We start from the raw sequence: 18,863 nt of genomic DNA on the forward strand, positions 1-18,863 counted from the left end.
TACAAATTTACGATTTAATAGACATATTAATGTAACAGTTTTACGATGTCCGATAATTTATAACATTTCGTACGGTTGGAAAAATGTTACTAAATGCCCGTCAGGCAGGGAGGCCGATATGCCCGTTGACTTTCTGACCACTGAGCAGACTGAAAGCTATGGCAGATTCACCGGTGAACCGGATGAGCTTCAGCTGGCACGATATTTTCACCTTGATGAAGCAGACAAGGAATTTATCGGAAAAAGCAGAGGTGATCACAACCGTCTGGGCATTGCCCTGCAAATTGGATGTGTCCGTTTTCTGGGCACCTTCCTCACCGATATGAATCATATTCCTTCCGGCGTCCGGCATTTTACCGCCAGACAGCTCGGGATTCGTGATATCACCGTTCTTGCAGAATACGGTCAGAGGGAAAATACCCGCCGTGAGCATGCAGCGCTGATACGTCAGCACTATCAGTATCGTGAATTTGCCTGGCCCTGGACATTTCGCCTTACCCGTCTTTTATATACCCGGAGCTGGATAAGCAACGAACGTCCTGGCCTGCTTTTCGATCTGGCGACAGGGTGGCTTATGCAACATCGTATTATTCTCCCCGGAGCCACTACGCTGACCCGGTTGATTTCAGAGGTAAGGGAAAAGGCGACGTTGCGCCTGTGGAACAAACTGGCACTGATACCGTCAGCCGAACAGCGTTCACAGCTGGAGATGCTGCTGGGGCCAACTGATTGCAGCCGCCTGTCTTTACTGGAATCACTGAAAAAGGGCCCTGTGACCATCAGTGGTCCGGCGTTTAATGAAGCAATTGAACGCTGGAAAACTCTGAACGATTTTGGCCTGCATGCTGAAAACCTGAGTACACTCCCGGCTGTGCGCCTGAAAAATCTCGCACGTTATGCTGGTATGACTTCGGTGTTCAATATTGCCAGGATGTCACCGCAGAAAAGGATGGCGGTTCTGGTTGCCTTTGTCCTTGCATGGGAAACGCTGGCGCTGGATGATGCATTGGACGTTCTGGACGCCATGCTGGCCGTTATCATCCGTGACGCCAGAAAGATTGGGCAGAAAAAACGGCTCCGCTCGCTGAAGGATCTGGATAAATCTGCATTGGCGCTCGCCAGCGCATGTTCGTACCTGCTGAAAGAAGAAACACCGGACGAATCGATTCGTGCTGAGGTGTTCAGCTACATCCCAAGGCAAAAGCTGGCTGAAATCATCACGCTTGTCCGTGAAATTGCCCGGCCCTCAGACGATAATTTTCATGAAGAAATGGTGGAGCAGTACGGGCGCGTTCGTCGTTTCCTGCCCCATCTGCTGAATACCGTTAAATTTTCATCCGCACCTGCCGGGGTTACCACTCTGAATGCCTGTGACTACCTCAGCCGGGAGTTCAGCTCACGGCGGCAGTTTTTTGACGACGCACCAACGGAAATTATCAGTCGGTCATGGAAACGGCTGGTGATTAACAAGGAAAAACATATCACCCGCAGGGGATACACGCTCTGCTTTCTCAGTAAACTGCAGGATAGTCTGAGGCGGAGGGATGTCTACGTTACCGGCAGTAACCGGTGGGGAGATCCTCGTGCAAGATTACTACAGGGTGCTGACTGGCAGGCAAACCGGATTAAGGTTTATCGTTCTTTGGGGCACCCGACAGACCCGCAGGAAGCAATAAAATCTCTGGGTCATCAGCTTGATAGTCGTTACAGACAGGTTGCTGCACGTCTTTGCGAAAATGAGGCTGTCGAACTCGATGTTTCTGGCCCGAAGCCCCGGTTGACAATTTCTCCCCTCGCCAGTCTTGATGAGCCGGACAGTCTGAAACGACTGAGCAAAATGATCAGTGATCTACTCCCTCCGGTGGATTTAACGGAGTTGCTGCTCGAAATTAACGCCCATACCGGATTTGCTGATGAGTTTTTCCATGCTAGTGAAGCCAGTGCCAGAGTTGATGATCTGCCCGTCAGCATCAGCGCCGTGCTGATGGCTGAAGCCTGCAATATCGGTCTGGAACCACTGATCAGATCAAATGTTCCTGCACTGACCCGACACCGGCTGAACTGGACAAAAGCGAACTATCTGCGGGCTGAAACTATCACCAGCGCTAATGCCAGACTGGTTGATTTTCAGGCAACGCTGCCACTGGCACAGATATGGGGTGGAGGAGAAGTGGCATCTGCAGATGGAATGCGCTTTGTTACGCCAGTCAGAACAATCAATGCCGGACCGAACCGCAAATACTTTGGTAATAACAGAGGGATCACCTGGTACAACTTTGTGTCCGATCAGTATTCCGGCTTTCATGGCATCGTTATACCGGGGACGCTGAGGGACTCTATCTTTGTGCTGGAAGGTCTTCTGGAACAGGAGACCGGGCTGAATCCAACCGAAATTATGACCGATACAGCAGGTGCCAGCGAACTTGTCTTTGGCCTTTTCTGGCTGCTGGGATACCAGTTTTCTCCACGCCTGGCTGATGCCGGTGCTTCGGTTTTCTGGCGAATGGACCATGATGCCGACTATGGCGTGCTGAATGATATTGCCAGAGGGCAATCAGATCCCCGAAAAATAGTCCTTCAGTGGGACGAAATGATCCGGACCGCTGGCTCCCTGAAGCTGGGCAAAGTACAGGTTTCAGTGCTGGTCCGTTCATTGCTGAAAAGTGAACGTCCTTCCGGACTGACTCAGGCAATCATTGAAGTGGGGCGCATCAACAAAACGCTGTATCTGCTTAATTATATTGATGATGAAGATTACCGCCGGCGCATTCTGACCCAGCTTAATCGGGGAGAAAGTCGCCATGCCGTTGCCAGAGCCATCTGTCACGGTCAAAAAGGTGAGATAAGAAAACGATATACCGACGGTCAGGAAGATCAACTGGGCACACTGGGGCTGGTCACTAACGCCGTCGTGTTATGGAACACTATTTATATGCAGGCAGCCCTGGATCATCTCCGGGCGCAGGGTGAAACACTGAATGATGAAGATATCGCACGCCTCTCCCCGCTTTGCCACGGACATATCAATATGCTCGGCCATTATTCCTTCACGCTGGCAGAACTGGTGACCAAAGGACATCTGAGACCATTAAAAGAGGCGTCAGAGGCAGAAAACGTTGCTTAACGTGAGTTTTCGTTCCACTGAGCGTCAGACCCCTATTACGAGCCAAAGCTGACCGATGATGACGAAATCATTGATGCCTTGAATGCTTTAATCGACAAGCATTATCGGTGGGGGTTCCCGAAGTGCTTTAAACGCCTTCGAAAGCTAGGCCACAGTTGGAACCACAAACGTGTTTATCGCGTTTATAAGGAGCTAAAACTGAACCTACGACGCAAAGGCAAAAAGCGACTGCCCAACCGTAACCCAGAGCCGTTAGCTGCACCGAATGCATTGGGAAAATCTTGGTCAATGGACTTTATGAGTGACAGCTTGCACAACAAAGTCAGGTTCCGCACATTTAACGTTATTGATGACTTTAATCGCGAAGTTTTAGGTATTGATATTGCGACCAGCATGCCGTCATTGCGTGTCATACGCTATCTTGACCAACTTGCTGAGTGGCACGGTTACCCTGAGAAAATTCGGGTTGATAATGGCAGCGAATTCACCTCGGAAGTGTTTGTAAATTGGGCAAAAGCACATGACATTATGATTGATTACATTAAACCCGGTTGCCCATATCAAAACGCATACATTGAACGATTTAACCGAACTTATCGCGATGATGTACTCAATTGCTACATTTTCAACAACCTGAACGAAGTGAAGCAAATAACCGAAGACTGGATTGAGCTATACAACAACGAACGGCCGCACGATTCACTCAATGACATGACGCCATTTGAGTACCGAAGTGCGGCATAAATATTCTACGAGATGACTGTGTTATAAATGGGGTATTTACATCGTGTAAATACCCCACACTTTTTTACGTTCCAAAAATTTAAAATAAAGCAATACTAGAGATTTACCCTCCTTCATTTTTATTTTCAAACTCCTTTTTAAACAATAAAACTTCACTCATTTTTACTTTTCCATGACGATTTCTTTTTGGGAGTTTCAATCCATCTAAATCACCAGTGGTTCGGTATAACATAGCCAAATATTCAGGTTTAATTCCTATATGGGGTTGTGTGCCCATTTCATCGAAAAGTCCAAAGTTTGCTTGTAGCCCTTTGATATCAAGGACTACAGCCGATATATAGTTTAATAATATTAATAGACTATGCCGCTAAGCTTAACGACTCTTCTGAAATAAGAGGATCTAAATTCTCCAGTAATCTTTCCAGTACAATATTATCTTTTTTAAGGCCAAAGGTGTAATTACCGGCCAGCTGTATATGCTGCCATGCGACAGGTGATAACTCAGCTATCATATTCACCGCTTCTTGATTATTTTCACGCGCAAATTTTTCAATCAAACTGGATAATAATGCAGAATTATAATAAATAATGCAGTTAGCAATGATACGAGCACAATCATTCCATTGTTCTATCTGGTAATCATCGCCACCTCTGAATTGATTACCATTAATTGACGCAATTGCACGCCGTAATTGATGGTAAGCCTCACCCCGATTAAGTGCTTGTTGGACAAACTGCCTGAGCATTTTGTCATCAACATAATCGAGAACGTATAAACACTTAATTATTCGGTCATATTCACGAAGAGCCGCTAAGGTGCGATTGTTTTTCTTACTGTTAGAAAGCTTAGTAATCACCGTGCTTTGTGTCGTCGTTTTACGGCTTAATGAACAAATTATCCATTGAATATTTTCCCACTCTTCTTGAATGAGTGATAAGTTGAGCGATTTTTTAAGTTTCAGGGAAAGGATTTCATCATACTCGATCTCAAACAATTCATTAAAAACGTGTTTAAATTTTGCATATCGCGGGGCAAACTGATACCCAAAGAGATCAAGGATAGCAAAGTTTACATTGTTAACGCCATGCGTGTCTGTTGCTAATGTTTTGGGCTGAATATGGCTGGTATTATTATAGAGTAAATCGAATGCGTGGTGAGCCTCATATTCATTGGCTGAAATCACTTTCGTATTTATTGGTACATGATTTGAAACTAATGTGAGTGCTGATACGCCTTTCCCTTTTCGGAAATATTTAGCAGAAAAACGGGCTTTAAATGTATTGATTCGGCAACCATGTTTTTGGCCATCAATACTACCAAATGGGGCACTTTCGTTAATCGTATAATATTTGAAAATGGGGAGTTTTGCTAAAGCATCAGCTATCATATCATTAGCTTCACTCGTTGTTTCAGGCCTAATATAACCATCATTGACGGCTCTAAGCACACCGATGGCTCTATCTGATATTGATGACATATGATGAACACCATAGTTTGAGCCATTTCCAAATATGCAAGCGAGTAAATCGCCCTCTTTGGCCTTAGTGTTTTTCTTTTTTGATGCGATATTTTTAAATGCATCTAAGTAACCCGTTTTTTGATGAACATAGTCCATAATTTCAATGATCCCCATATGTTGGAGCTGGTTATATATGGGATTATCAATGTCATCTTTCCAGCGTTTATTCGCCAGTTTCCATGTTAACTGATTTGAACGCGGTTGAAGTGTCACGAAATCATTGGCTCCATCATGGATATTGCGACCAATTCGCTCCATTTGGTCTCTCAGTTTTTGCGTTAATTCCGAAAGCGTTTGTTGTATCGGTGTATTGAGCCGAGTTAATCCTGTTTTTTGAATGATGACATGGCTTTTTTTCCACTCGGTGGCTGAAATCAGATCATCGTCTAAACGCTTGTTGCTGGCGCTTTCATTGATGTAAATATTGTTACTCTCAATCATCCGAGCCACTTTTTGGTATAAATAGTATTCAAATCGTTGAGTATTAACCTGTTCATCTATCAGGATAAAAGGTTTATCGTTTTTTAACAGTAACCGCTGATCGACGGTAGAAATGTGCTTATCTTTTTGAAGTTCTGATTTTGCTGTTAATAATTGGGAAGATAGTAGTTGTAATCCTGGTTCGCACTCGATATCAATCGCGAGAAAGAGTGACCTCATTGTATTCGCAATTTTTCTGTATTGTGTATCAATGTATAGCCACTCATAATGGGTTTTATCAAAACTATTCTTATTAAGATGTTGACTTATTAACTGAATTTCATCTTTAGACATCATTGCAAATGCATTTTGGCGAATATCACCAAATTGCGTATTGTCACTGACGTTTTCATCAACAAAGAGGTGTAAAATATTACCCGCATGCATTAACTTTTCACGAATAATTTCCAGTTCTTCTGCAATGCGTAACTTAGCTAAAGCACTCGCAGCTTCCCTTTGCTTTCTCGTCACATATAAAAAAGCTGTTACCAATTTATCATTAGTTTCTTGGTAGCGAAAAAATAGATAACAAACCAGATATAACATGCCTTGCCATTCGGGAAATCGACGAATTTTATAAATCGATTGATGTTGAATAATCGATGCATAATAGCTTAAATTACCTAATGATAATCCCAATTCACCAACAAGACGTTTTACGTCGGGATAAACACTTTTTATGGCATTATGCGTTTCAATTTCACTTGCGAGCTCTGTCGGTGTAAAATCTTTAGCTGCGCCTTGTTGGCCAGATAGACTATTTAAAACCCCTTTTGTATGCAGTATCTTCTTTAATTTTTTATGTATTATTGGTGGCACGCTATTTGAAAGGATCAACTCGGTACGATGCCTCTCATTAGCTAAAACCGTGGTGATCATATTTTGCAAAGTGGAATAACCCACTAATCCAATTCTGTTTTGACCTAAAAAAGCGAGGCATTCATCAAAAATATATTTGGGGTATGTACAGATTGTTGCGACATCACCCAAACGCTCTATCAAGGCTTGTTTATCTTGTCTTAATAACCGCGAAAAACCCAGTATTTCATGCATTTTAGCGATCAATGTTGCTCGAGTACTTTTAGCAATAAAGGGGTATTTCGGCTTTCTATTTGGAAAATGTGTCGCATAAATATAGTCGACATCTTGTTTAACCTCTCGTAGTTTAAATTGAGCGACAACAGGCTTCGCGCGAAAATAACCAATCAGAAGAATTAAATATATTTTCGTTTCAATTTTTCCCATTTTAGTGAGGATTTTTTTTATACTCGGATCTAATGAAAAATATTCTTCACGCTCAATTTGATTAAATATTGGACGAGAATAGAGCTCATGAATCTCCTGTTCTGTCAAAATTTGAATACGGCCTGATTTAATCTCTTTCATTGTGGTTATGTTATATCCTCTAAAAATAAACAACATCATATAATGGACGCGCGCGTAATCGATATAAAAGTGCAATTTAAGTCTACCTTAACTTCACTAAGTAAACTCTAGTGTAGTAAGTATGAAAAACCGATGTATAATGCACTGACATAACAACACCAATGTATAGTGCACCAATGAATACAAATACACGAATTTATGGGTATCTTCGCGCATCAACGCATGAGCAAGATGCGTCTAGAGCAAAAAAAGAACTACTTAGGTTTGTGGAAGGAATGGGGCTGCAAATTGCCTGCTGGTTTGAGGAGAATGAGTCGGGTGCTCAACTTCACCGACCAGAACTCTTCCGCTTGCTCAATGTGGCCATGGCAGGTGATATTATCTTAGTTGAACAAGTGGATAGAATTAGCCGCTTGAATACGGATGACTGGGAAAAATTAAAATATCTCATTGGACATAAAGGGCTAAAGATTGTGTCTTTAGATCTTCCAACCAGTTATCAATTTATGAGTAGCACTGATGCGTTTACAGAACGAATGCTCGCGGCTCTTAACGGTATGATGTTAGACATGCTGGCTGCAATTGCGAGAAAGGATTATGAGGATAGACGCCGTCGCCAAGCCCAAGGAGTGCAAAAAGCCAAACAAGAAGGAAAATATAAAGGTCGCCCGATCAATAAAATATTACACCAAAATATTAAAGGCTTGCTGATGGAAGGGAAAAGCTATAGTCAGATAGAAAACCTGATAGGTTGTTCAAGACATACGATTTCAAAGGTATCAAAATCGATGAAAGCAGCGAAATAAATGACTTATCCATAGTTATGATATCAATGTGTTACGAGCAAAATTTGGGCTTTTCGATGAAGTGGGCTAGCCCCCCTAAAAGAGCCCATAGTAAACATAAACTTCAAAAAAGCTTGATTTGTGGGCACATCAGGCACACAATAAAAGAGTGATAACACATGAGGATAATAATATGATTTCTGATACGACTGTTAAAGCTAGAATTTCTCAAGATGTCAAAGAACGAGCTGTATCTGCACTTGCAAAGATGGGCTTAAATACATCTGATCTTATCCGTATGGTTATGATTCGTGTTGCCGATGAAGGAAAACTACCATTTGATATCAAAACACCAAATGTTGTGACTAAAGAGGCAATTGAAGAATTAGAAAAAGGGAATGGAAAAGCATTTTCTTCAACCAATGCACTTTTCGATGATTTGGGGATCTGATGCTAACTCCTATTCGTTCTAGTGCTTTTAAGGCGGATGTTAAGCGACAAAAAAAAAGAGGGAAGGATTTAAACAAGCTAAAAGTATTAATTGAGTTACTAATAAAGGAAGAACAGATCCCTGCGGACTATGTAGACCACCCTTTAACAGGTAATTGGCGAGGATATAGAGATGCTCATATTGAAGGCGATTGGCTACTAATTTATAAAATTACTGGTCAAGAATTAAAGTTAGCGAGAACGGGTTCTCACCAAGATATTTTTAGCCAATATTAATCTACTTAACGGGGCATGAAGCACTCGTGTATAGGAAGTTACTGTAGTTCGACTATGGTTATGGGGTTCTACGCCGCGCCGGAATTTCCGGTCTACTATTTTAGCGGTCTTTCGGAACCTCGATAACACCATCAGCAATCCCCTGAGCCAGTCGCTCCATCCATTTCGCAAACCAAAAATATCCTGAATATTGCTGACAGAAGTAGTTCATCTGTACCTTTGATGTGCTGTCCATCACCAGCTTAACGTAGGATAATTTCCGTTTCCCAAGCGAACCCCTACTTATTTACCCTGCTTAGTGCTTCACTCCTCTGTCGATTTTTGCAACGTAATTAGAGTCGTATGCCCTCCAACAGAATGTTCTACAAAACCACCTTTGTCGAGATCATTAGTAGAATGGAACATATGTTCAATCTCAGAAACTTGGAGCTTAAATTTACCGCCTAAAGGATGAATAATCGTCTCAGCCAATGAAGCTAATTTGGGAAGGCTATTAGGGTTGACATGATCACCGACATGCAATGACATAAAAGGCTCAAAACTTTCAAAAATTTCTTCATGGTAAATATCACAACTACGATCATAAATCTGAAAAATTAGAAGATAGCGCATACAAACCTCATGAAAAAGTTAAGTAAGGTAAGAATACGCTAAGATAACAAAACTAAGGAAGAAGAAAAAGATTTTCAGGCTGGGCGTTTCAGGCAGCTTTTCCATCCCATTGCGCCATCTTGAGCGCTACTAAAGCCGCAAACGTAAATTTACCCAGCCAACGATTTTTTTCTTCAAAGGTAATTGAGGGATTGGGTGTCTTTGTCATACGGTTAGTGATTGGGGTTCCACGCCGGAACCGCCGAAAAATCCGACACCATTAATTTGATGTTTTTTTTATGCATATTTCTCATTGATGGGACCTTAATCGGGGTTTGAAGCCTAACCGTGCGGAAACGTACGTTAAGGAAGTAACTATATGATTTTAAGTCTATAAAGCCGTTATGTTGTCGAATAGATTTACTTTGATTACCGAGTTTATTAACGTCGGAAGTGTCTGAAACTGATGGATACTGCCATCAATGAAAAGAGTAAACAAAACCCTCGTTTTCTTTACTCGCCAAACCCGCTAAAAAAATAAACTTAGCGTACGATCTCGTACGGTTAGGCTTCAAACCCCTCATAACGCAGAATCGATTTTCTGTCCGTTTTTCGACTCTCAATGTTCGAGTGAAGTCTAATTTGCATTTTCACACTCTATCTAGATGTATTTAATCGCACGATTTCAATGAATTAGTGGACACATTGACTATAAATAAAAAATCACATTCCTTTTCGTCCAGGTCATCATGTCAGTCAAATCACGAAAAATGTTAACCCTATTCACCAAACGGGCATGGGATTAAACAAAATTGACACTCATTAATGTCTAAGTGACAAACAATTCAGGGGGCAGTGACAGGGTAGCTGCGATAACTGCCAACCATTCGGAAAACGTACACTAATTAGCGTACGTTTTCGTTCCATTGGCCCTCAGGAGCCAATGCAGCTCAATTTTACAAGGTTCATTAGGTGCGGATTCAGACGCCGTATAGATTCATGCAAGCCAACAATATCTTCAAAATCTGTGTTGCAAAAAAGGAGTGACCATAGATTCCTAGCCATGTACGGTAAAAATCCAACTCCATGTTATACTGTGCATTTTTAGATTAACATTGTATACCTTCAGTTAAGAAAGAGTTTTTCTAACACCATCTCACTTATTGGGATAAATAAAATTATGCTTAAACCTAACATATCAATTAGTTATATTTTATTTTCGATGTTTTTTTTTCCTTCAATAGTATTAAGTAAAAACACATCAATTATTGACTCTCAACTATTCGGTGACATCAGCAAGTACATAGATACACCAAAAGCCACCTATTATGCAGCACCATCAATTCAAGATTTGGTCAAAATTTGTAATAATGGAGCCCAAAAAGGTTCAAGCAACGAATACTCTCACTGTTTGGGATTTTTGGAAGCGGCGCAGCAGTACGTAACAAAAGGAACAGGGAACTGTCCATCCATCTCATTAAAAGATATTCTTGATAACATCAAATATCAGATTGATAAGTATGAAGAAATAAATACGACAAAGAGATGGGTTTATGACAATAAAAATAAAACAAAATTTGAAGTAACAAGCCTAAAACCAAATTATATTAATCCATGGCAACAACCAGCATTTCCATTTATTACTGATGCACTTATAGAACTAGGATGTAAAAAACCTTCGAATACAACACAATAAATTCTACATTATTCTATGCTATAAATAAATCAGAATGGGTTCTACGCAGGAATCCCATTCTATACCCACCACGGCATTTTAAGATGATCCGCTATTACGATTTTTTAGCCAATCGCAAACGTGAGCGTTTATTACCTAAAGTGTATGACGCTGTAGATATGATACATCCTAACGTGATAGCAACAACGTATAGTGTGGCAAATTTTCATCGAACTGACCACAAAGATGGTGCTGTTTGATTACTTCACTAAATTGTTTTCTCTCCCCAAGCACCCAAAACTCTACTGAGTTAACCTGTTTCCCCTCATCACTGAACCCCGCTATTAAAGCAGATCCGAGCTTGCATGCTAATATTATCAATAATATCGAAGAGTTTGCAGAGAGCATGAGGAATAGCTTAGGTGAAGTCGATGAAGAGGATATTAGTGCTTATGCACACAGTGTAGCCGACAGCATGGAAGAATTTCTACCTTTAACAGAGGATGAAATTAATAGCATTGAATTTATGAAATAAAGAAATTAAAAATAAGCTTAATATTCAGTTGATTAGTATGTTGAATATTAAGTTTTTAATTTTAACAAACCATTATAACGCTATGTTTTTAAAAGCGTTTTAAGAATCAATCAGACAAACCGTTCTTTAAGTCAAAACACCCCATTAAATGGTTATGGGCCAATCAGGTTGCTTTGAGAAAAAACAGTTGTTGATTTTGCCCCTCTTGATAAAGCAACGTATAGATGTTGTGCATTCATGTTATCAGCGTTAAGAATTAGTGAATGATCACACTCTAGCCCTTTCAGTAGCAGTGTCGATCCAATTGCGCGGCGAGATATTCGTCGATCGCCATGTAGCCTGAGTTGCTCACGAATTGATGAAGCGGCGTCCAATATGGTCTGGTCAGGCATAGAGCTTGAAAGTGAAATAGTGTCTTTCAGCGCTGAAAATGCAGCCTTGCGATAAACTTTAGCTCCTTGTTTAGACTCTAATTGCAGCAAAGCCGTCAGAATATTATTGCGAGAGCTATTCTGGAGAACATTGAGGAGAGCAGTCTCCAGTGAAGTGATAGGTATTCGACTTCTCCCTGCTTGAATAGTGCGTAATCTTTGTAGGGTCTGTGGCCTTTGCACATTGGTCATCATCTCACCCGAGTAGGTAAGAATGGCATCAACCAAATCTATGCCTTGCGCACTATCAAAAGAGCGAGCAGCATTAGCTACATCGTCGAGTTGCACTGGCTCAACGACATCAATATTCCTACTACTTTGAGCATATTTATGCCTAGATCTTGCATTTATTGAATCACCGATTACGAGCAAAGATTCATTTTGAGCTCTATTAAAAATATCATATTGAGCAGCTTGTTGAGCTTGTAAGTCAGTGCTTGCAACACCGGACAATGGCTTGTGGTGAACATAACCAGGGCATGTCGAAAGATCTATTTTATTACCTTGGATCAATATATTTCGGCAATCGAGTACCCACTGTCCAAGACCATGGGAACCAGCATTATTCCACCTCCATGGTACTGTTAATTCATGTATTTGAGGAAACCTTGCTTGAACCTCTGTGTTCCAGTCAGGCATCCTTCCTGCGAAGTTAAATATACACTGCATCGGATCGCCGAAAACTGTCGTCGGAATTAATGACGATAGCTCTGTTACTACCTGATGTTGCACCAAGTTACAGTCTTGGTACTCATCAACAAGTAGTCGTGAATATGATGCTCTTAGAATGTCGTTTACGTTCCCATTTTGGAGTAACGCAAGAACACTTCTTCTTAACTCTGGATAGAATGCCTTTGGATTTTCAGGAGAGGTTTGTATAGGACATGAAACAGGAAAGTTTTTTGCTAATTTCAAAGCCCAACCATCTATTGTTGTAACAAAGAAGTTCTTTGTTGGGACAGATAATTTTTTCAACCTTAGTTTTAGAGCGGCTACACCTGCCGTCGTATGAGTTAAGACAAGATATGGCTTGTTTGGTTTTATCACCAGAGTATCAGTGATCAACTGGGTTTTACCGCACCCTGCCGGAGCCACTATAGAGCCAACATCATTATCGAAAATTGCTTCTATGCTCATTATCAATCACCTTGCTCTAGAGCCCATCGAAACAGTTGGTTAGTCGTAGTTGTGAGAGCTTCTGAAAATTGAGCATAATTGGGAGCAATCACATTCCGTGCAAACGTTTCTGCTGGTTCGATATCTTTGAACCATGACTTTTTTTTTGCAGCTTTGGCTAAAATCGCTCGATAACTCTCTTGAAAGTGATTTAGACAAACATCAAGCGTTATTTGGTTTTGTGAGTGAGCAATAATATGGTCTTCGATTGCTGCTTGGCCTTTTCGCTGAATTGCAATAGCCAGTAATTGAGGAATCACCTGAGCCGGACAAGCCATAAAAAGCACATCTTCAGTTGCAGAATTATTACCCCACTCATAGATAGCGATGCCTTTACTCGCAGCCAGTTGAGAAGGTCCTACATGTTCCTGAGCTTTGTCTGAGTCTTTAAATATGGCGGTGGGATAACCTAATTGAGCAAAAATTTCCGCTCTTACGAACATGCTATCTCCACCGCCATCGGCACAATGGACACCACATGCGTTAATACTACGGTAATTCGTGCTTTGATTGTGAAGATCAATTCCTCGAACATATCCAATTTCTGTTTTACCTTCACAAACGATTACAGCTTTACTGAAGAATGATTCAGCGCAAGCACGCAAAGTCGATTGTTGCTCATCGTTTCCTTCAAGGCTATGAAGTTTATGAGATTCTTGGGTATTACCAAAAACTTGAGTAGCTAAAGATACTTTTCTTAATACATTTAATTGTTGAGCCTGTAGCTCTCGGAGAACATATGGTGAATGTGTAGTAATGAACACCTGCTGAGTTGGCTGTGTATCTTTGGAACCTAACTCATTTAGCAAACGAGTTATTCTATATGGTTCTAGCCCATATTCTGCTTCATCAACTAAAATAATGTTTGATTTGCTTGCAGCCTTTTGTAACCCACTAATAAGCAATCTAGATGAGCCAGTGCCTAGTTGACGTAAAGGGGTATTGTCATCATTGTGAAGGCTTATAGCGCCGTTTGAAAGGGATACTCCATTGACATCTAATAGCGCTTTAAGTTTACCGACTGGTACTCCCAATCCATTTGCGATTTTTTGTACTTTTAATAGAACATCATTAACACCATCAACTTGCTGATCTGCGAAGTGTTGTCTAGTTTGTCTTCCTAATTCTGCAAGTGTTGCTGAAACATCGAGGGTATCTTCTGAGAGTTTATTGAGGATAGAGCTGTTACCCCAAGCGAGGTGTTGATATGTAGTAGTTCCAAGTCTAGCTGGGCTTAGTAACTCTTTATGCTTCCATTGCAGACGCTTCTCTAAACCTTCACTTTCTGCTCTTTCTGAGTACAAGCGCCAGTCTGGGTATAAATCCTGATCAACTATTAGTTTAATGGTAAGAACTGTTTCATCACCCGGTTGTGGTTCATCGTGTATTTCAAGTGATGTGTGGTTAAAACCACGAAGAAAAAAGCCGTATTTATCAATATTCATGAGCTCACCATCTAGGCAACCGATAGTGACTGTTATCACGATAGGCTCTTGAGTATTTAGACCATGAAAATCAGCATCAGTAAAATTATAACTTCGTCTCGCTCCGAGCGCTAAGTCTATAGCATCTAGAATTGTGGATTTTCCCGTGTCACCTGGGCCAATTATACAGTTAAGCCCAGGTTTTGGATGCCACTTAAACTCTTTTATGCTTCTAAAATTCTGTATTGTTATTGCTCTTATTACTGACATCTTTTAGCCTCTTAAAAATGGGAACGCATTTTTCTTTACCACTGTAGTTTTTAAACTTGTTGGAACTAGAGTTGATATCAATTTGTATATAACATAACCTTAACGTAGGATATTTTCTGTTTTCCAAGCGGGCCCCAATTAGTGGAACTAAAAACTCGGAAATCCTAACATCATATCTATCAAAATTTAGAATTTTAGCGCTTTCAATCGTTTTGCAGCCGCTATAAATTCTTTAGACTGTTTTTCATCTACGACAACAGGCACAAATCTGCGCTTATATAATTGCATCAATAGAAGAGTTCTGTGACGGCCATCAAAAACACCAAACTCATCATTTAACCCTTCAGGATAAGTTACATTCCCTTGGGCTATGTAAGTTTTAATTCTGTGCCAACGGCGAGGGTCTATACAAAAAGCACCTTTCCCAAGGTTTTTTAAAAAAAGAAGCCCGTCTACTTCTATTATTATTGGTTTTTTCTGATGTTGAAGAGGAAGTTTAGCTATATGTTCAGGCTTGAGTAGCGATGGTAATTCGAAATTAATTTCCTCAAAAGGTGGGTATGAAAAATTAGACATATCTTGAGGAATTTCTTCAAATGAATTGAATTGAAATTTTGTCATATATGTATCTAAACGTTCAATATCCATTTTAGAAAACCAATTAATATCTGGAGAAAAATTTTTTTCTCGCTCTCTAATCATTTTGATTTTTTCACCAAAACAGTCGTTTAAGCTTATGTTGATTTTTCTCATGGAGTATATCCTTTTTTAGCTTAAATTTCGAACAACTGAGTCTCATAGGGACTAAAGCCTAACTATACACAAACTGTGCGTTAAGTGTATTTTTGAGAAAAACTCTGCAAATCCATACCCTACAGTAAGAACAACAACGTATAGTGTGGCAAATTTTCATCGAACTGACCGCAAAGATGGTGTTGTTTGAAGACTTCGCTAAATTGTTTTTTATCACCCAGCACCCAAAACGCCACCGAGTCTATCTGTTTTCCTTCATCACTGAATCCAGTGGTTAAAGCAGAGGCAGTAACATAGAAGGTGGGAATTGCAGTGACTATCGGCTTTTTCGCAATCAGTTTTTGCCAGCGGTCTTCACTGAGTACCACACTGTCCCAGCCCAAATCTTTAAGCAGCTCGGTCGCGTAGGTTAAACGAAACAAATCACTTTGCCTGGTAATATCACAACAACACGAACGCCACAGATATTCTAACCGTGATTTTAATTTTGAGGTCATTAGCCATTGTTGGCCAAGGTGAATGAGCCATTCAAAATCATGAACGACACAACGATGAAACCGTTTTTGTTTCAGGGCCGTTTGTAGCCAGCGAAGCAGAAAAAGATTTTCGGACTGGGCGTTTCGGGCAGCTTTTCCATCCCACTGCGCCAGCTTGAGCGCGACTAAAGCGGAAAAGGCTAATTTACCTAACCAATGATTTTTTTCTTCAACAGAAATCGGGGGATTTATTACTTTTGTCATGTGTGTCGTGATTGTTGTTTAGCGAGTCTTTGTATGCGTTTTAACGTATCGGCCACATCCGATTCCGTGACAGCCCCGTTAGGTTGGCCGTCTTTATCATAACGTACTGCACCAGGCATAATCGTCGTGCGGTATTTGACACTGTGACTAATGGCCGCCAGGCTGCGTTTCAATTTTTTATATGAAATAGGCAGTTCACGGACTTTTTTGTCCGCAAATAAGGCCTCTCGTGTCCCCACTGCCATGGGTCGAAGTTGTCCATCGGGAAAGAGTTGTGGCCAATAGGCTGAAATATTGGCAATCGCCTCCTCTAACGGCAGATGTTGTTTTGGTGGCGTTGGAGGAATGACTTTCTTTTCTAACGGGATGACAACCGCTTTCTGTTTTTTCGCAGGGGTTACTTTTTTAGTCGATTGAGTTGGCGCTGTTTTGGCGGGTTTATGGGGTTTACGCTGTGTGTTAACCACCACCTGTTTACGGCGACGTTGAATAACCGGTTCAGTACTTTCCGAGTCTTTTTCTATCGCCGGACGTTTTAACGTCAGTGTTTTGCGTTCCATTCCAACCTCACACCAAAATCGTGTTTATCATCAATGCATTAATCGCAGATTATCATGAAATTTAACCGAAATCACCCGCCCGTAGGGCTGTAGACGGCAGAAATAGTCACAAAGAACGAATAGTGGTTAGGGCCGTCGAGACCCGCGTGAGCGGTTACGTGCTGTTTAATCCCCCAATCTACCCCCTGTCCTGGTTGAGCCGATTGAAACTAACACCGTCATTTTGCGTATTTGACCCTTTGAAAAACGCAGTGAGACGGGCAAGAGGCGTAGCCTCGATGAACGGCTGTAGCTGCGCGTTAAGGTGGCCAAAGGCCAGCTTTACGGGGGCAATGGCACGATATTGACACCGTAATCTGAGCGACAGCCATTTATGGCTTGTAAGCGAAGGCTTTATTGGGTTTATCTCTTTAGAGTGTGCGGCTTGAAAAAGCAGAGCCGCAACTCCTTTTATTAAAAAGGACGTTTAGTTCAGAACCTAAAAACGAATTTAACTTTAAAACCCCAAACTGATTCGAAGTTAATTGCAGAGAATAAACCCATTCGAAGTTAATGGGGTAAATATCCAACGAAAATAGTCGAGGTGTCATCGTTGAGATGAATGGAGAGATTAGAACAACGAATTTCCTGTTCAAAAAACAGGCTATCCAGATTTGGGGCGAACGAAACCACCGCCAGTCAAGGCGGTAAATTTAGGGGGGGGGAATTAGGCGTCGGGTAGGTGTTCCAGATAATGCAGGTAAATGGCCTGCCCTTGAACACTCGGATACAAGGCTTTCATTTTCCGCTCAAAGGCCATGACGGCCGCAATAGGCTGCGTCACCTTCCAGGCTTCAAAGCGACGCCAGGCGGCATGCTCTTGACTTTCAGGCGCACGCGTACTTTGGGCTAAGGCTTTCTTTTCCTTCAGCGCTTTGGCTAAATGTTTTTTCTCTTGTTTCAGGGCTTCATCTTTCCCAACCACAAGGGTTTTGAGCTTGTTGAGCAGGTTGCGAAGTTTGTGCTTAGTGTCCAGTGACGCCACATTCGCACGCGCAAGTCGCAAGACATGTTGGGCGTAGCGTTTTTGGTAGCTCTCTTTTAATCCCTTTTTTTCCATCCAACGGCTAAAGCTGGCGACCACTTCCCGCAGCTCTAATGCGGAAAATCCGAGTCCATGGAAAAATTCAGGGCGTATCCAAATACGCATCGCTTTGTATTGCTTCGCCTCGACATCAAAATCGCGGTCAATGACAATCAGGTTGGCTTGTTCCCAGTCGCGCAAGGCATGCAGTATCGGGTCGTAACTTTTACGACCACTGTCATAGCGATACAGCTGTCCACATAACTCCGCCAACTTCTCCACGGAGCACATTACTTCGAACAACGCATCACTTTCAGGGTTGTAATCCGCATAGGCGATCATGGCCATCGCTAATGCATCAAAGGTTTCTCGACGCTCTGAACGCACCGATATCCGCTGCTTTCGGCTATATCGCAGTTGGTAAATATGGGGGTTGCGGTTCCAATCGTGACGCTTTAATGCGGCTGCAAAGCGACGCACAGGCACTAATTTCGGTAATTGCCCTAAAAATTTTGGCGCATAATGCCGATGAATTTTACCGACGGAACAAGGGATTGCAGGAATTGAGATCCCATTAGACATGTCTCTCCGCACTTATGTTGTACGGAAGGAGTTGAATTTTTTTGCACATAATTCTATACTCCCCGCTAGGAGTTCAACATTACCCCTAGCGGAATTACTCTGATGACCCCTGATAATCTTTCCTCGGTCCGCCAAGATAGAAGAAGATTACAGGGGTTTTCTATTTGGGTTCACAGCACATGTTTGTGTGTTACATCCCATCTCTTGCCACCTTTCGGCGTGGCGACCACAAAATTCACATCAATTGTCGGCTAATTTAGCACTCTATGCGCATTCAAGCAACGTCTTCACGATAAAG

General features: G+C 41.7%; 17 protein-coding genes and 1 pseudogene. 8 read left to right on the forward strand and 10 right to left on the reverse strand.

Annotation, left to right across the window (positions count from 1 at the left end; genetic code table 11):
- Positions 1 to 118 precede the first annotated feature (118 nt).
- Positions 119 to 3,124, forward strand: coding sequence for a Tn3-like element Tn3 family transposase (locus tag M1F17_RS22175; protein ID WP_001143760.1), 3,006 nt, complete (start codon positions 119 to 121; stop codon positions 3,122 to 3,124).
- A gap of 48 nt (positions 3,125 to 3,172) precedes the next feature.
- Positions 3,173 to 3,868, forward strand: coding sequence for an IS3 family transposase (locus tag M1F17_RS22180; RefSeq protein ID WP_272677417.1), 696 nt, complete (start codon positions 3,173 to 3,175; stop codon positions 3,866 to 3,868).
- 103 nt (positions 3,869 to 3,971) lie between these two features.
- On the opposite strand, the gene M1F17_RS22185 is transcribed toward M1F17_RS22180, so the two are convergent.
- The gene (locus M1F17_RS22185; protein ID WP_180359558.1) at positions 3,972 to 4,145 is read right to left on the reverse strand and encodes a hypothetical protein; all 174 of its coding nucleotides are present in this window, start codon (positions 4,143 to 4,145) and stop codon (positions 3,972 to 3,974) included.
- A gap of 82 nt (positions 4,146 to 4,227) precedes the next feature.
- Positions 4,228 to 7,254, reverse strand: coding sequence for a Tn3 family transposase (locus M1F17_RS22190; protein WP_042849110.1), 3,027 nt, complete (start codon positions 7,252 to 7,254; stop codon positions 4,228 to 4,230).
- Positions 7,255 to 7,430: 176 nt separating this feature from the next.
- Here M1F17_RS22190 and M1F17_RS22195 point away from each other — a divergent pair, with 176 nt between their 5' ends.
- The 3 genes from M1F17_RS22195 to M1F17_RS22205 all read left to right on the forward strand — a co-directional run bounded on the left by M1F17_RS22195 (position 7,431) and on the right by M1F17_RS22205 (position 8,765).
- Complete coding sequence (locus M1F17_RS22195; RefSeq protein WP_180359559.1) at positions 7,431 to 8,060, forward strand: recombinase family protein; 630 nt, start codon at positions 7,431 to 7,433, stop codon at positions 8,058 to 8,060.
- 172 nt (positions 8,061 to 8,232) lie between these two features.
- Positions 8,233 to 8,490, forward strand: coding sequence for a type II toxin-antitoxin system RelB/DinJ family antitoxin (locus tag M1F17_RS22200; protein WP_140172930.1), 258 nt, complete (start codon positions 8,233 to 8,235; stop codon positions 8,488 to 8,490).
- On the forward strand, positions 8,490 to 8,765 hold the full coding sequence (locus M1F17_RS22205; protein WP_140172931.1) for a type II toxin-antitoxin system YafQ family toxin: 276 nt from the start codon (positions 8,490 to 8,492) through the stop codon (positions 8,763 to 8,765). The genes M1F17_RS22200 and M1F17_RS22205 overlap by 1 nt, the downstream gene beginning before the upstream one ends.
- Before the next feature lie 100 nt (positions 8,766 to 8,865).
- On the opposite strand, the pseudogene M1F17_RS22210 reads toward M1F17_RS22205, so the two are convergent.
- A pseudogene (locus M1F17_RS22210) lies at positions 8,866 to 9,009 on the reverse strand (arylsulfatase regulator); the annotation flags it as partial.
- A gap of 59 nt (positions 9,010 to 9,068) precedes the next feature.
- Complete coding sequence (locus tag M1F17_RS22215; RefSeq protein WP_140172933.1) at positions 9,069 to 9,377, reverse strand: hypothetical protein; 309 nt, start codon at positions 9,375 to 9,377, stop codon at positions 9,069 to 9,071.
- A 1,159-nt stretch (positions 9,378 to 10,536) separates the two neighbouring features.
- Between M1F17_RS22215 and M1F17_RS22220 the strand changes: the two genes are divergently transcribed.
- From M1F17_RS22220 to M1F17_RS22230, 3 genes are all read left to right on the forward strand, one after another.
- On the forward strand, positions 10,537 to 11,052 hold the full coding sequence (locus M1F17_RS22220) for a hypothetical protein (RefSeq protein ID WP_125894902.1): 516 nt from the start codon (positions 10,537 to 10,539) through the stop codon (positions 11,050 to 11,052).
- Positions 11,053 to 11,135: 83 nt separating this feature from the next.
- Positions 11,136 to 11,291: a hypothetical protein gene (locus M1F17_RS22225; RefSeq protein WP_164529214.1), complete on the forward strand. Its 156-nt coding sequence runs from the start codon at positions 11,136 to 11,138 to the stop codon at positions 11,289 to 11,291.
- Positions 11,288 to 11,566: a hypothetical protein gene (locus M1F17_RS22230; protein WP_180359560.1), complete on the forward strand. Its 279-nt coding sequence runs from the start codon at positions 11,288 to 11,290 to the stop codon at positions 11,564 to 11,566. The genes M1F17_RS22225 and M1F17_RS22230 overlap by 4 nt, the downstream gene beginning before the upstream one ends.
- A 152-nt stretch (positions 11,567 to 11,718) precedes the next feature.
- On the opposite strand, the gene M1F17_RS22235 is transcribed toward M1F17_RS22230, so the two are convergent.
- From M1F17_RS22235 to M1F17_RS22260, 6 genes are all read right to left on the reverse strand, one after another.
- Entirely contained in the window at positions 11,719 to 13,134 is a 1,416-nt protein-coding gene (locus M1F17_RS22235) for a UvrD-helicase domain-containing protein (RefSeq protein WP_094962749.1), read from the reverse strand.
- A 2-nt stretch (positions 13,135 to 13,136) separates the two neighbouring features.
- Entirely contained in the window at positions 13,137 to 14,867 is a 1,731-nt protein-coding gene (locus M1F17_RS22240; protein ID WP_140172934.1) for an ATP-dependent nuclease, read from the reverse strand.
- A gap of 186 nt (positions 14,868 to 15,053) precedes the next feature.
- A complete protein-coding gene (locus tag M1F17_RS22245; RefSeq protein ID WP_238789268.1) occupies positions 15,054 to 15,620 on the reverse strand; it encodes a hypothetical protein in 567 nt (188 codons plus the stop codon).
- Positions 15,621 to 15,739: 119 nt separating this feature from the next.
- The gene (locus tag M1F17_RS22250; RefSeq protein ID WP_140172935.1) at positions 15,740 to 16,360 is read right to left on the reverse strand and encodes a DUF2913 family protein; all 621 of its coding nucleotides are present in this window, start codon (positions 16,358 to 16,360) and stop codon (positions 15,740 to 15,742) included.
- Positions 16,357 to 16,920 (reverse strand): ProQ/FINO family protein, encoded by a 564-nt coding sequence (locus tag M1F17_RS22255; RefSeq protein WP_257468674.1) that lies wholly within the window; start codon positions 16,918 to 16,920, stop codon positions 16,357 to 16,359. Before M1F17_RS22255 ends, M1F17_RS22250 begins: the two co-directional genes overlap by 4 nt.
- Before the next feature lie 706 nt (positions 16,921 to 17,626).
- Complete coding sequence (locus tag M1F17_RS22260; RefSeq protein ID WP_140172940.1) at positions 17,627 to 18,565, reverse strand: RepA family replication protein; 939 nt, start codon at positions 18,563 to 18,565, stop codon at positions 17,627 to 17,629.
- Between the last annotated feature and the right edge of the window lie 298 nt (positions 18,566 to 18,863).

This window comes from Providencia sp. PROV073 (assembly GCF_033688125.1).
Lineage (GTDB): Bacteria > Pseudomonadota > Gammaproteobacteria > Enterobacterales > Enterobacteriaceae > Providencia > Providencia hangzhouensis.